Annotated in this window: 11 protein-coding genes; 6 read left to right on the forward strand and 5 right to left on the reverse strand. The window is 68.6% G+C overall.

Annotated features, from left to right (window positions below; translation table 11 throughout):
* Window positions 1–205: 205 nt before the first annotated feature.
* The 3 genes from BRO63_RS17315 to BRO63_RS17325 all read right to left on the reverse strand — a co-directional run bounded on the left by BRO63_RS17315 (window position 206) and on the right by BRO63_RS17325 (window position 4033).
* Window positions 206–1525 (reverse strand): DUF445 domain-containing protein, encoded by a 1320-nt coding sequence (locus tag BRO63_RS17315; protein ID WP_088140963.1) that lies wholly within the window; start codon window positions 1523–1525, stop codon window positions 206–208.
* A gap of 52 nt (window positions 1526–1577) precedes the next feature.
* Complete coding sequence (locus tag BRO63_RS17320; protein WP_088140964.1) at window positions 1578–2966, reverse strand: GntP family permease; 1389 nt, start codon at window positions 2964–2966, stop codon at window positions 1578–1580.
* A 137-nt stretch (window positions 2967–3103) separates the two neighbouring features.
* Window positions 3104–4033: a LysR family transcriptional regulator gene (locus BRO63_RS17325; protein WP_088140965.1), complete on the reverse strand. Its 930-nt coding sequence runs from the start codon at window positions 4031–4033 to the stop codon at window positions 3104–3106.
* Window positions 4034–4237: 204 nt separating this feature from the next.
* Between BRO63_RS17325 and BRO63_RS17330 the strand changes: the two genes are divergently transcribed.
* From BRO63_RS17330 to BRO63_RS17355, 6 genes are read left to right on the forward strand one after another with little or no spacing between them, the layout of a single operon-like run.
* Window positions 4238–6358, forward strand: a complete 2121-nt coding sequence (locus BRO63_RS17330) for a 3-hydroxyacyl-CoA dehydrogenase NAD-binding domain-containing protein (protein WP_088140966.1) — start codon at window positions 4238–4240, stop codon at window positions 6356–6358.
* A gap of 25 nt (window positions 6359–6383) precedes the next feature.
* The gene (locus tag BRO63_RS17335) at window positions 6384–7565 is read left to right on the forward strand and encodes an acetyl-CoA C-acyltransferase (protein ID WP_088140967.1); all 1182 of its coding nucleotides are present in this window, start codon (window positions 6384–6386) and stop codon (window positions 7563–7565) included.
* A 9-nt stretch (window positions 7566–7574) separates the two neighbouring features.
* Complete coding sequence (locus BRO63_RS17340; RefSeq protein WP_088140968.1) at window positions 7575–8771, forward strand: acyl-CoA dehydrogenase family protein; 1197 nt, start codon at window positions 7575–7577, stop codon at window positions 8769–8771.
* 9 nt (window positions 8772–8780) lie between these two features.
* Entirely contained in the window at window positions 8781–9914 is a 1134-nt protein-coding gene (locus tag BRO63_RS17345) for an acyl-CoA dehydrogenase family protein (RefSeq protein WP_088140969.1), read from the forward strand.
* A 15-nt stretch (window positions 9915–9929) separates the two neighbouring features.
* A complete protein-coding gene (locus BRO63_RS17350; RefSeq protein WP_088140970.1) occupies window positions 9930–11861 on the forward strand; it encodes an acyl-CoA synthetase in 1932 nt (643 codons plus the stop codon).
* A 42-nt stretch (window positions 11862–11903) separates the two neighbouring features.
* Window positions 11904–12890, forward strand: a complete 987-nt coding sequence (locus tag BRO63_RS17355; RefSeq protein WP_088140971.1) for a tripartite tricarboxylate transporter substrate binding protein — start codon at window positions 11904–11906, stop codon at window positions 12888–12890.
* Between the two features lie 69 nt (window positions 12891–12959).
* On the opposite strand, the gene BRO63_RS17360 is transcribed toward BRO63_RS17355, so the two are convergent.
* A complete protein-coding gene (locus BRO63_RS17360) occupies window positions 12960–13961 on the reverse strand; it encodes an ABC transporter substrate-binding protein (RefSeq protein ID WP_088140972.1) in 1002 nt (333 codons plus the stop codon).
* A 203-nt stretch (window positions 13962–14164) separates the two neighbouring features.
* A complete protein-coding gene (locus tag BRO63_RS17365; protein WP_088140973.1) occupies window positions 14165–14779 on the reverse strand; it encodes an ABC transporter ATP-binding protein in 615 nt (204 codons plus the stop codon).
* Window positions 14780–14865 lie beyond the last annotated feature (86 nt).

Genomic DNA, 14865 nt, shown 5'->3' on the forward strand with positions numbered 1-14865 from the left:
GTGGCGAGCAACCTCGATGCGCCCGACGGAATCCGAAGGCAGCCGCCGTAGGCGGCCACGAGGATGAGGCAGGGGCAGTCCGGAGCGAAGGCTCCGGACCGCAATCGTGGGCGCTCGCCACCCAGCCGTCCGCGCCGACGGGCGGCCTACGAAGCACTGGAAACAACAGCCAGATCCTCAGCAGCCATCCGACACGGCAATCGCATCACTCTCGAACAAGCAACACCACCGCATGCAGCACCACCCCTATCAACCCGCCCACCAAGGTGCCATTGAACCGGATGTACTGCAGATCCTTCCCCACGCTCAGTTCAAGCTCATCCACCAGATGCCGCTCATCCCAATTCTTCACCGTGCGCGAAATATGCTCCGTGACCCCGCTACGCAAGCGCCCCGTCAACCTCCGCGCCCCGCCCAGCACGTGACTGTTGATCGCCTCCCGCAACCCCGGATCCTCTCCCAGCTTGCGCCCCAAGGCCAGCAAGGCGCTCTCCAGATGCCGCGCCAGCGCCGAATCCTCCGATGACAGATCCCGCCGCAACGCCGCATGGATATCGTCCCACAGCCCCTGCACATACTCCTGCACCTTTGGATGATCGATCGCCCGCTGCTTCAGCGCCTCCACCTGCGCCGACAAGGCCGGATCATCCTTCAGCCGTTGGATGTAATCCTGCACCCAGGCCTCATAGTCCCGCCGCACCGGATGCCCCGGCTCGGACAGCACGTCCCGCAGTTCCTCCACCAGCGCCCGCGCCAGCCGGTCCGCCAGGTTGTCCGCAATCCCGTCCACCGACTTGACCACGTCCACCGCCGCGATGATGCGCGGCCATTCCTTCTTCGCGAACTTCACCAGCAGGCTCGAGGCCCGCGCCTTCACGTCCTCGTCGCCCAGATAGCCGCCCAGCCGCTCCAGCGCCGCGTCCAGCAGCTCCTGATGGCGCCCGTCACGCGTCAACAAGCCCAGCACCTCGCCCGCCGTATCCGCCGCATCCCAGCGCCGCAGATTCTTCACCACGAACTCCTGGATCACGCCGCGCACCGCCCGGTCGTCCAGCAGGTCCAGCGTCTGCAAGGCCACATTGCGCGCACCCTCGCTCAAGGCCCGCGCCTGCCGCGGACGCGCCAGCCAGCGGCTCAGGCGCGCCGCAGGATCGAACACCCGCAGCTTCTCCATCAGCGTGTCCGGGTCCAGAAAATGGTCGCGCACGAACACCGCCAGGTTGTCCCCGATGCGGTCCTTGTTGCTGGGAATGATGGCCGTGTGCGGGATCGGCAGCCCCATCGGCCGGCGGAACAGCGCCACCACCGCGAACCAGTCGGCCAGCGCGCCCACCGTGGCCGCCTCGCAGAACGCCCGCACCCAAGCCCACGCGCCCTGCCCGCCCATGACGTGGCTGGTGATGAAACCGCAGACCATCGCCACCAGCAGCGCCAGCGCGGCGATCTTCATGCGCCGCAATTGCGCGCGGCGCGCTTCGGAAGCCAGCGCGGAATGCGTGGCGGCGGAACGGGGCATCTCTGTCATGGGGTCTCCGGAAACGACAGACCCAGCATAACAATTGCGGCCCGCAGGCGCGTCAGCCCAGCGGCGGCAGCAGATTGAACAGCAGCACCATGACCAGCCCCACCACCGACACGATGGACTGCACCACCGAAATCGTCTTGGTCGCTTCGCCCATGGTCATGCCGAAGGACTCCTTCACCATCCAGAAGCCCGCGTGATTGGCGTAGTTGAAGAACAGCGAACCGCAACCGATCGCCAGCGCCAGCAGCGGCAGGTTCAGGCTGGGGTCGGCGCCCGCCAGCGGCGCCAGCAGGCCCGCCGCGCCCACGATGCCGACCGTGGCCGACCCGGTGGACACCGACAGCAGCATGGCGATCAGCCAGCCCAGCACCAGAGGCGGCAAGGAGAACTGATGCGTCAGTTGAACGATGGCATCGCCCACCTTGGCGCTGGTCAGCACCTGCTGGAACGCGCCGCCGCCCGCGATGATCAGCATGATCCCGGCGATGGGCTTGAGGCTCTTGCCCATGGCGTCGCGCAGTTTTTCCGCATCGCCGCCGCGCATCAGCACCAGGGTGAAGGCGGCGAACAGCACGCCCAGCAGCATCGCGACCATCGGGTCGCCCAGGAACGCCGCCACGTGCATGGCGCGGGAATTCTTGGGCAGCAGCATCTCCGCGCCCGCGTGCACCAGCATCAGCAAGGCAGGCAGCAAGGCCGCCAGCACCCCCAGGCCCACGCCGGGCGCGTTGCGGCCGTCGGCCTTCTGGCGCGTCGTGGTGAACTGTTCCAGCAGCGCCTCGTCCGGACGCGTCGTCATGCGCGGCGAGATGAAGGCGCCATACAAGGGGCCACCGAAGATCATGGCCGGCAGCGCCGCGATGAAGCCGTAGATCATGGTCGGCCCCACCGTGGTCTTGAGCGTGGCGATCGCCGTCAGCGGGCCCGGGTGCGGCGGCACCATGCCGTGCATCGCCGCCAGTGCCGATATCACCGGCACGCCCACGTACACATAGGCCGAGCCCTTGAAGCGCTGCTGGCTTTCCAGCTTGCGCGCCACGCTGAAGATCAGCGGCAGCATCACCACCAGGCCGACTTCGAAGAACATCGGTATGCCGATGACGAAGGCCACCAGGGTCATGGCCCAGGGAATCATGCGAGGCGAGGCATGGGCCAGGATGGCATTGGCCAGGCGTTCAGTGGTGCCCGAATCCGCCAGGATCTTGCCCAGCATCGCGCCCAGCGCGATCACCACGCCCACCGCGCCCAGCGTCTTGCCGGCGCCATTGCTCAGGTTCTTGACGATGGCCACGGGCTCCATGCCGGTGGCGAACCCCACGCCGATAGAGACAATCAGTAGCGCCAGCAGCGGATGCATGCGGATGCGCGACACGATCAGCGCAACCAGCACCAGCACGCTAGCCAGCGCGGTAAGAAGCAATTGGACGTCGGAAGAGGACATGGACGGGCCTGAAGAAATTTGGGCGCGGCCCTGCGGCCGTTTGCCGTAAAGAACAGGAATTTTATGCCTGCCAAGCTGAACGCCCAGTCAGGAAAACGGCGTCGCCCGGCCCTCTACACCCAAGCGGGCCGGGCCCGCTAGCCCGCCGCCTCCAGCAATCCCGGCCTGCCTTCGTGCGCGGCCTGGGCGCGCTCCAGAATGAATTCGATGATCATCGCGATCGCGCGCGGATGGTGGCGGTTGGGCATGTACAGCATGTACATGCCGCGCCCGAAGATGCTCAAGCGCCACTGCGGCAGCGCGGCCACCAGGTCGCCGCGCGCAATGTCGTCGTGCACCACGTAGTCCGGCACCACGCCCACGCCCAGCCCCGCCAGGGTCGCATCGCGCAGGAACGCGTAGTTACGCGAGATCACCGTCGGCTCCAGCACCACGTGCTGCCGCGGCTGGCCGCCGTAGTAAGCCGACAGCCGCAAGGGCCGGCCGATGACCGCCGCACTGATGATGGGCGTGCGCGCGAGTTCTTCCGGATGCTGCGGCAGGCCCCGGGCGGCGGCATAGGCCCGCGAGGCGCAGGCCACGTAGCGGACCTGGCCCAGCTCGCGCGCCACCAGGTTCTGCGGCGGCTCGGACATGATGCGCACCGCGATGTCGACCTCGTCGCGCAGCAGGTCGTCCACGCTGTTCTCGAACAACACGTCCAGCACGATGTCCGGATAGGTCCGCTTGAATTCCAGCAGCCAGGGCGTCATCACGAACTGCCCGTAGCCGCTGGGCACGCTCAGCCTGACCTTGCCCTGCGGCGTCTTGCCCAGGGTCTCGACGGATTCACGCGCCGCCGCGAGTTCGTCCTGGATGCTGCGGCCGTGGTGATACAGCTTCAGTCCGATTTCTGTTGGCTCCACGTGCCTCGTGGTGCGGCGCACCAGCTGCATGCCCACCGAGCGTTCCAGTTGATTCAGGTGGTAGCTGACATTGGCGCGCGTCATCTTCAAGCGGCGCGCGGCCTCGCTGAGATTGCCCGCGTCCAGGATTTCCACCAGCAATGTCAGGGATTTGGTGTCCATTCCGGGCCTCCTCGCCGCATCAATTCATCTCTGCATTGTCAAATTTTTTTGACTTCAATGTCAATTATCGATGCCATTGTCAAGACTTCTTTACTGCGAAAGAATGAGGCCATAAAAGACGGGCCATTCCTGGTCCGCCAGGCCGAGTCCTAGCGGCCGCCCCAAGCGGCGTCGCAGCGGCAGGCCTCATCGGAGACACTGTCCATGACAGACAGCGCAAGCACCGGCGCGGCCAGCGCGCGCCGCTATGACGACATTCTCGTCGTCACCATCGACCATCCCCCCGTCAATGCCCTGAGCGCCGCCGTGCGCGGCGATCTGGCCGCGGCCGTGCGCGACGCCCAGGCCGACCCGCAGGTACGCGCCATCCTGCTGATGGGCGCGGGCAAGAACTTCATCGCCGGCGCCGACATCCGCGAATTCGGCAAGCCGCCGCAGCCGCCCATCCTGCCCGAGGTCTGCAACCTGATCGAAGCCAGCGCGAAGCCAATCGTGGCCGTGCTGCATGGCGCGGCGCTGGGCGGCGGACTGGAAGTGGCGCTGGCCGCGCATTACCGCGTCGCATTGGCGGGCACCAAGCTCGGCCTGCCCGAAGTGAACCTGGGCTTGCTGCCCGGCGCCGGCGGCACCCAGCGCGCCCCGCGCCTGATGGGCGCGCAGGCCGCGCTGGACCTGATGCTGACCGGCAAGCACCTCTCCGCCGGCGCCGCCCTGGAAGCCGGATTGGTGGACGCGCTATCCAGCGAAACCGATCCCCTGGACGCGGGCCTGGCCTACACCCGGCAATTGCTGGCGATCGGCGCCGGCCCTCGCCGCACCCGCGACGCCGGCGCGCTCGCCGACCGGGCCGCCGCGCTGGCCCAGGTCGAGGCAGCGGCCGAGCGCGTGGCCCGGACCACCCGCGGCCTGTACTCGCCCGGCAAGATCGTCGAAGCCGTGCGCGCCGCCATCGAGCAGCCCTTCGAGGACGGCCTGCGCACCGAACGCGCGCTGTTCCTGCAATGCCTGGACAGTCCGCAGCGCGCGGGCCTGGTGCATGCCTTCTTCGCCGAGCGCGACACGGCCAAGATGCCGGGCCAGCAGCCCGCCCGGCCGCGGCGCCTGGAACGCATCGGCATCGTCGGCGGCGGCACCATGGGCGCGGGCATCGCCGTGTCGGCGCTGGACGCCGGCTTTCCCGTGACCATGGTCGAACAGGACGAAGCCGCCCTCGAACGGGGCCGCGGCCGCGTCGCGCAGGTCTACGAGCTGCTGGTCAAGAAAGGCCGGATCAGCGCCGACGAGCGCGATGCCCGCATGGGGCGCTACACCGGTTCGACCCGCTACGAGGCGCTCGCCGACGCCGATCTCATCATCGAGGCCGTGTTCGAAGACATGACGGTCAAGCAGGCCGTGTTCGCGCAGCTGGACCGCGTGGCCAAGCCCGGCGCGGTGCTGGCCACCAATACCTCGTATCTGGACGTCAACCTCATCGCCGCCGCCACGCGCGGCCCCGCCGACGTGCTGGGCCTGCACTTCTTTTCGCCCGCCAACATCATGAAGCTGCTGGAAGTCGTGGTGGGCGAGCACACCGCGCCCGACACCGTGGCCACCGGCTTCGAGCTGGCGCGGCGCCTGCGCAAGATCCCGGTGCGCGCCGGCGTGTGCGATGGCTTCATCGGCAACCGCATCCTGGCCGTGCACCGCCAAGCGGCGGACATGATGATGGAAGACGGCGCTACGCCCTACGAGATCGACGCCGCCGTGCGCGCCTTCGGCTATCCCATGGGTCCCTACCAGATGGCGGACCTGGCCGGCGGCGACATAGGCTGGGCCACGCGCAAGCGCCGCGCGCCCACGCGCGACCCCGCGCTGCGCTATGTGCAGATTCCCGACCGGCTGTGCGAACGCGGCTGGTTCGGCCAGAAGACGGGCCGCGGCTTCTACCTGTACCCCGACGGCGCGCGCCAAGGCGAACAAGACCCCGAAGTCCTGGCCATCATCGACGCCGAACGCACGCGCGCCGGCGTCACGCCGCGCGCCTATACGCAAGAGGACATCCAGCGCCGCTACCTGGCCGCCATGATCAACGAAGCCGCCAACGTGCTGCACCAGGGCATCGCGCAGCGCCCGTCCGACATCGACGTGGTGTTCCTGTCCGGCTACGGCTTTCCGCGTTATCGCGGCGGTCCCATGCACTACGCCGACAGTGTGGGGCTGGACCGCGTGCTGGCCGATATCCGCGGCTACGCCCAGGAAGACCCCGCCTTCTGGAAGCCTTCGCCGCTGCTCGTGCAACTGGCCGAATCCGGCCGCAATTTCGCCAGCCTGAACCAGGCCGCCTGACCCGGACACCTTACAGGAATACGCCATGCGCGAAGCCGTCATCGTCTCCACCGCCCGCACCCCCATCACCAAGGCGGGGCGCGGCGAATTCAACCTCATCGCCGGCCCCACGCTGGCCGCGCACGCGGTGCGCGCCGCCGTCGACCGGGCCGGCATCGACCCCGCCCTGATCGAAGACGCCTTCATCGGCTGCGGCTACCCGGAAGGCGCCACCGGCCGCAACATAGGGCGCCAGGCCGTGATCCGCGCCGGCTTGCCGGTCAGCGTGGGCGGCGCCACCGTCAACCGCTATTGCGCCTCCGGCCTGCAGGCCATCGCCTCGGCCGCCAGCCGCATCGTCATGGACGGCGCCCCCGCCATGATCGCGGGCGGCGTCGAACTGGTATCGCAGATCCGCACCCGCGACGACGGCGTGAGCGGCATGGATCCGTGGATCGTGGCCAATAAGCCCGAGCTCTACCTGCCCATGATCGAAACCGCCGACATCGTCGCGGCCCGCTACGGCATCAGCCGCGAAGCCCAGGACCATTTCGCCGCGCAAAGCCAGGCGCGCACCGAAGCCGCGCAGGCCGCGGGACGGTATCTGGAAGAGATCATCCCCGTCACTACCACCATGTCCGTCACCGACCGCGCCACCGGCGCCGTCAGCGAACGCGAAGTGACCGTGGACCGCGACACCTGCAACCGCCCCGGCACCACCTACGACGCCCTGGCCTCGCTGGCCCCGGTGCGCGGCGCAGGCCAGTTCGTCACGGCAGGCAACGCCTCGCAACTGTCGGACGGCGCCGCCGCCTGCGTGCTGATGGAAGCCGCAGAAGCCCAACGCGCCGGCATCCAGCCGCTGGGCGCGTTCCGCGGGCTGGCGATCGCCGGCTGCGAACCCGACGAGATGGGAATAGGCCCGGTCTACGCCGTGCCCAAGCTGCTGGCGCGCCACGGTCTGAAGGTGCAGGACATCGACCTGTGGGAACTGAACGAGGCCTTTGCCTCGCAAGCCCTGTACTGCCAGCAAAAGCTCGGCATCCCGATGGACCGCCTGAACGTGGACGGCGGCGCCATCGCCCTGGGCCACCCCTTCGGCGTCACCGGCGCGCGCCTGGCCGGCCACGTGCTGATCGAGGGCCGCCGCCGCGGCGCCCGCTATGCCGTCGTCACCATGTGCGTGGGCGGCGGCATGGGCGCGGCCGGCCTGTTTGAAATCTACTGAGGATCCCCCATGGACCTGGAATTCACCTCCGAAGAAAACGCCTTCCGCGATAAAGTGCGGGCCTTTCTCGCCGGCAACCTGCCCGGGCGCCTGTCCGCCAAGGTCGCGCAGGGCAAGCTGCTGTCGCGCGCCGACATGGTCGAATGGCACGCCATCCTCAACCGCCAAGGCTGGCTCGCCAGCCACTGGCCGATGGAGTACGGCGGCACCGGCTGGAGCGCCGTGCAGAAGTACATCTTCGAAAACGAATGCGCGCTGGCCGCCGCGCCGCGCATCGTGCCCTTCGGCCTGAGCATGCTGGGCCCGGTGCTGATCAAGTACGGCAGCGAGGCGCAGCGGCGCCACTGGCTGCCGCGCATCCTGGACGGTTCCGACTGGTGGTGCCAGGGCTATTCCGAACCCGGCGCGGGCTCGGACCTGGCTTCCGTCAAGACCACCGCGGTGCGCGACGGCGACAGCTACGTCGTCAATGGCCAGAAGACCTGGACTACGCTGGGCCAGTACGCCAACATGATCTTCTGCCTGGTGCGCACCTCTCAGGCAGGCCGGCGCCAGGAAGGCATCAGCTTCCTGCTGATCGACATGGCAAGTCCCGGCGTGGAAGTGCGCCCCATCATCACGCTGGACGGCGAGCACGAAGTCAACGAGGTGTTCTTCTCCGACGTGCGGGTGCCTGCCGCCAACCTGGTGGGCGAGGAAAACCGGGGCTGGACCTGCGCCAAGTACCTGCTGACCTACGAACGCACCAACATCGCCGGAGTCGGCCAATCCACGGCAGCGCTGGAACGCCTGAAGACGGTGGCCGCAAGCCAACGCAAGAACGGACGTCCGCTATCCGAGGACCCGGACTTCGCCGCCCGGCTGGCGCGCGTCGAGATCGAACTGGCCAATATGCGCACCACCAATCTGCGCGTGGTCGCGGCGGTGGCCGGCGGCGGCGCGCCCGGCGCCGAAAGCTCGATGCTGAAGATACGCGGCACCCAGATCCGCCAGGAGATCAGCGCGCTGAACCGCCGCGCCATGGGGCCTTACGCCCGCCCCTTCGTGCCCGAGGCGCTGCACGACGGCTACGACGCGCCGCCCCTCGGCCCGCAAGGCGCCGAGAGTGCCGCCGCGCAGTACTTCAACAACCGCAAGCTGTCGATCTTCGGCGGCTCCAATGAAATCCAGAAGAACATCATCTCCAAGATGATCCTCGGACTGTAAGGGCCGGCCATGAATTTTGAACACACCGAAGACCGGCGCATGCTCTCCGACATGCTGCGCCGCTTTGTCGCCGAACAGAGCGACTTCGCCACCCGCGACCGCAACGCCCGCTCGGAGCGGGGCTACAGCCTGGAGCTGTGGCAGCGCTACGCCGAACTCGGCGCCATCGGCGCGCTGTTTGCCGAAGCGGATGGCGGACTGGGCGGCAGCGGCTTCGACATTTCCGTCGTGTTCGAGGCGCTGGGCCGAGGCCTGGCCGTCGAACCGCTGCTGGACGCGCTCATGGTCGGCAGCGCCATCGCCGCCGCCGGCACGCCGGCCCAACGCGAAGCCCTCGCAGGCCTGATCGCGGGCAGCATCACCGCCGCGCTGGCCCACGCCGAGCCCGGCTCCGGCTATGAACTGGCGCATGTCGAAACCCGGGCCGAACGCAACGCGGACGGCTGGGTGCTCAACGGCGCCAAGGCCGTGGTCACGGCCGGCGAACACGCTGACCTGTTCCTGATCCCGGCCCGCAGCGCGGGCGGCCCGGACGACGAGGCCGGCATCAGCCTGTTCCTGGTCAGCGCCGGCACGCCCGGCCTGAAGGTGCGCGGCTATGGCCTGATCGACGGCGGCCGCGCGGCAGAGCTCGTGCTCGACGGCGTGCAGCTTGCTCCAGAGGCCCTGCTGGGCGAGGCCGGCGCAGGCTACCCGCTGCTGGAACGCGCCGCCGGCCGCGGCATCTTGGCGCTGTGCGCCGAAGCGGTGGGCGCGATGGACTGCGCCCGCGACGCCACCCTGGAATACCTGCGCACGCGCCGCCAGTTCGGCGCCCCCATTGGCAGCTTCCAGGCGCTGCAGCATCGCATGGCGGACGTGCTGCTGGAGATCGAACAGGCGCGCTCTGCCGTGATCAACGCCGCGGCCGCCCTGGACCACTCGGACCGCGCCACCCGCGAACGCACGCTGTCCGCCGCCAAGTACACCATCGGCCGCATCGGCACCCTGGTGGCCGAGGAAAGCATCCAGCTGCACGGCGGCATCGGCATGACCTGGGAACTGCCGCTGGCGCATTACGCCAAGCGCCTGGTCATGATCGACCACCAGCTGGGCGACGAAGACCATCACCTGCGGCGCTACATCGCGCTGGGGCAGGCCTGAGCGGAAGACCATGCCATGACCCAGGTCCATGCCGCCCCGCCCCTCTCGCCGCCTTTCGCCGCCCCGTTCCCCGTGCGCAGCGCGGCGGACGTGCAGCGGCTGCAAGCCCGGCCGCTGACCGAAACGCTCACGGTGCGCAGCACCTACGAGATCTTCCGCAACTCGGCCGCGGCCTTCGGCGACAAGACCGCGCTGACCTTTCTGCGCAGCGCCGACCCCGGCGACACGCCGGTGCGCTGGAGCTACCGCGAACTGCTGGCCGGCATCCACCAGACCGCCAATCTGCTGCATGAACTGGGCGTCGGGCCGCAGGACGCGGTGGCCGTGCTGCTGCCCGGCTGCCTGGAGTACCACCTGGCGCTATGGGGCGGCGAGGCCGCCGGCGTCGTGCAGCCGCTGAACCCCTTGCTGACCGACGACAAGCTGGCGTCGCTCATGACCACGGCGCGCGCCAAGGTGCTGATCGCCTATGGCTCCGACGTGGAATGCGGCTCCTGGTCCAAGGCGCTACGGCTGCTCGAACGCGTGCCCACGCTGCATACCCTGCTGCGCGTGGCGCCGCTGGACGAGCCGCTGGCGGCCCGCCCGGCCTTGCCCGACCAAGCGCTGGACTTCAACGCGGCGCGCGCGGCGCAGCCGGCCGACCGCCTGCTCAGCGGCCGCGACATCCAGGGCGGCGACGTGGCCGCGTACTTCCACACCGGCGGCACCACGGGCGCGCCCAAGCTCGCCATCCACACGCATGCCAACCAGGTCTTCAGCGCCTGGGCCGCGGTGCAACTGCAGAACGCGGGCCCGGACGACGTGGTCATCAACGGCTATCCGCTGTTCCATGTGGCAGGCGTGCTGCCGGCGTCGCTGGCCGCCCTGTCGGCGGGGGTGGAAACCGTCATCCCCACCACCCTGCTGCTGCGCAACCGCGACGTGCTGCGCAACTACTGGCGCCTGGTCGAACACCACCGCGCCACCTCGCTGCAAGGCGTGCCCACCATCCTCGCGGCGCTGGCCGAAGTGCCGCTGGCCGGGGCCGACATCTCGTCGCTGCGCTACTGCCGCACCGGCGCCGCGCCGCTGCCCGCCGAACTGGCGGCGCGCTTCAAGCGCCTGTTCGGACTGCACGTCAATGAAAGCCTGGGCATGACCGAGATGGCCGGCATCTCGACCATCTCGCCGCCCGGCTGCCAGTTTCCCGTGGGCTGCGTCGGCTTTCCGCTGCCCTACGTGCAGGTCCGCATCGTCGCGCTGGACCTGCCCGCGGGCCAGCCGGCGCGCGACCTGCATGCCGGCTCGCCCGGCATGGTGCTGTTCAAGGCGCCCAACGTCATTCCCGGTTTTCTTGACCCCGAAGACACGGCGCGCGCCTTCACCGAGGACGGCTGGCTGATCAGCGGCGACGTCGGCTATCTGGACGAGGCCGGCCGCCTGCATCTGCAGGGCCGCGCCAAGGACCTGATCATCCGCAGCGGCCACAACATCGATCCCAAGACCATCGAGGACGCGCTCGCCGCCCACCCGGCGGTGCAGCTCTGCGCCGCAGTCGGCGCGCCCGACGCCTACGCCGGCGAGCTGCCCATCGCCTTCGTCACACTGGCTGAAGGCGTCCAGATCGAGGAAGCCGAACTGCTGGCCTACGCGGCCGAGCACGTGGACGAGAGCCCGGCGCGGCCCAAGCGCGTGATCGTGCTGGACAGCATGCCCATGACCAATGTGGGCAAGATCTACAAACCCGATTTGCGCCGCCTGGCCACCGCCGTATCGGTCCAGGCCGTGGTGGCGCGCACCCTGCAGGAAGCCGGCCTGACCGACGACGGCACGCTGTTCCGCGTCCAGGCCGACACGCAGCCCGAGGTCGCCGTACAGGCCGACGTCCGCGCACCCGAGGCGCTGAAGGCGAGCCTGCGCGACGCGCTGGCCCGCTTGCCCGTCAAGGTCGTCCTGCGCGACTGAGCATTGCCCCACAGACACAACAACACCACAGGAGACAAACCCATGGACCACCAGCCCCTGCGGCGCGCCTGCCTCGGCGCCCTGCTGATCTCTCTGGGCGCCGCCGCCCTGCCATTCTCGGCCCACGCGCAAGGCGCCTTCCCCTCCAAGCCCGTCACGGTCATCGTGCCCTTCCCGGCCGGCGGCTCCACCGACCGCCATATGCGCACCGTGGCGCAGGACGCGTCCAAGTACCTGGGCCAGCCGGTCATCGTCGAGAACCGGCCCGGCGCCGGCGGCACGCTCGGTCCCGCCACGATGTCCAAGACCGCCAAGCCCGATGGCTACACCATCGCCCTGTACACCCTGGCCATGCTGCGCATGCCCTACATGCAGAAGGTCAACTGGGATCCGATCAACGATTTCAGCTTCATCCTGGGCTTGTCCGGCTACACCTTCGGCTTCACCGTCCGCGCGGATTCCCCATACAAAACCTTCAACGAATACCTGGACGCGGCACGCAAGGCGCCAGGCACCATCGACTACGGCTCAACCGGAGTAGGCTCGTCGCCGCACCTGCTGATCGAGGAAGTCGCCATCAACGCCAAGGTGAAGCTGAACCACGTGCCCTACAAGGGCAACGCCGACATGCAGCAGGCCCTGCTGGGTGGCCACGTCATGGCGCAAAGCGACGCCACCGGCTGGGACCAGTTCGTGGACTCCGGCAAGATGCGGCTGCTGGTCACCTTCGGCGAAAAGCGCACCACGCGCTGGCCCGACGTGCCCACCGCCCAGGAACTGGGCTACAAGGTCGTCTCCACCTCGCCCTACGGCCTGGCCGGTCCCAAGGGCATGGACCCCGCGGTGGTGCAGACGCTGCACGACGCCTTCAAGAAGGCGCTGTTCGACCCTGCCAGCATGGACGTCATGAAACAACTGAACCAGGAACCCGCCTACCGCAACAGCCAGGACTACAAGGCATGGGCCCAGGCCACCTACATCAAGGAAAAAGGCCTGATCGAGTACCTGGGATTGATGGCGAAGAATTGAGCGCCAAAGCGCCAAGCCGCCCTTCGCACAGGCGGCTCGGCGCAGGCGGCACGGACCTGGACACGAACATCAATCAATCACCCGGTCCGCCCTCGCCAGCATGGCCTGCGGCACCGTCAGCCCCAGCTGGCGGGCAACCTTCAGGTCGACGGTGAACTCCCGCCGCGTGATGACTTCCACGGCCATGTCGGCGGGCTTGGCACCCTTCAGGATCCGGTCGACGAACCCCGGAACGCTACGCCAGGTATCCGCGACGTTGGTGCCGTAACTCATCAGCCCGCCCGCGTCGGCCGAACCGGCCGAAAACTCCGCGGGCAGGTTCTGGCTGGCGGCGAGTTGGGCGATGCGCTTGCGGTGAGCCAGCGTGACCGGCACCTCCAGGACCAGCAGCGCCTCGGACTTCTCGTCGGCCATGGCCTTGAAGGCGGCATCCAAATCGGGCGCGGGACCGCGCAGCTTCAGCACCTGGGGTTCCATGCCCTGCGCCTTGGCCGCGGCGGCATAGGTCCGCTCGATGGGCGCCAGGCCGCTGGCATCGGCGCCGGGTATGTCCTGGTCGCTCAGGAGCGTGACGCGCGCCAGCTTCGGCATGACTTCGCGCAGCAATTCAAGCTGGCGCCGGGCCTGCTCCGGATCGTTGCTGGTGATGCCGGTCGCATTCCCGCCCGGACGCTCCAGGGTCGCGGCAAAGCCCACGGCCACGGGATCGGCCACGATGGCGAACACGACGGGAATCGTCTTGGTGGCCCGGACCGCCGCGCTGGACGCCGGCCCGCCGAAGGCGGCAATCACGTCGGCATTCAGCGCAACCAGCTCCGCCGCCAGCGCCGGCAGGCGGTCGAGCTTGCCCTCCGCGTAGCGGCCTTCAAGGATGAGGTTCTTGCCCTCGGCGTAGCCGAGTTCCGCCAACCCTGCCCGCACCGCGCCGACGGCGGGATTGTTGGCGGCGGCGCCGTTGACCAGCAGGCCGATGACTGGCGGCCCGCCCGGCTGCCGCGCGGCGCCGGACTTGTGCGTCAGCGAGCCCGCCAAGGCTGCGATCGACGCAAACAGCATGCTCCTGCGATTCATGATCCACCCTCCATGAGTTGTACACGGTTACTCGGTCAGCAATGTGATGAGCAACAGCGATCACGCCGGATGAAATCGGGGGTCGATGAATGAGGGGTGCAGGCTGCGGATCAGGCCTGGAATGCGCAGTCTGGCGCCCCATCCGATCCATGGGGCAACGCAAGTTGCAGACTGCTTAATTTCGCACCAAAGCGCCCGCGCCGCTAGCGCAAGGCGGCAATCTCGACGCTGCGGGCGCCGCAGGCCTCTACCAGCTCGGGATCGTGGCTGGCGAACAGCACCACCCGATCCTGCGCCCAGGTCTTGAACTGTTCGGCCAGCACGCCGCGCGCCTGCGCATCCAGGCCGTTGCTGGCCCCGTCCGCGATGATCACGGCCGGATCCCCCAGGGCGGCGGCAGTCAGATAGACCTTGCGCCGCGTGCCGGTCGACATCTGCTCGAAGCGCTTGTCCAGATGCGGCTCCAGCCCCAGCCGGAACGCCAGGTCCAGCACGCTGTCGCCCAGCGGCACATTCTTCTCCGCCGCGACCTGCTGCAACAATCCGCGCCCCGTCTGCGCGGGCAGCGCCATGCAATTGTCAGGCACATAGGCCAGGCGGGACCGGGCTTGCGCCGGCGCCTGGCTCAGCGCATGTCCGTCGATCCAGACCTCCCCGGCATCCGGCGCGATCACACCCGCGATGATGCCCAGCAGCGTGGACTTGCCGGTGCTGTCTTCTTCGCACAGCGCCACGCATCCGGGCGCGAACGTGTGGGTCAGGCCCTGGAAGACGAGATGGTCGCCGTAGCGCTTGCCGAGATTGTCGATTCGTAGCATGGCCGGGAGTGTACGCAGGAACGCGGCAACCGACCATAGCCGCCCTGGCGTGGCGCCAGCGCAGCAAATGTGAACTCAATTCAAAT

Source organism: Achromobacter xylosoxidans (assembly GCF_002192695.1).
GTDB classification, from domain to species: Bacteria; Pseudomonadota; Gammaproteobacteria; order Burkholderiales; family Burkholderiaceae_B; genus Achromobacter; species Achromobacter xylosoxidans_C.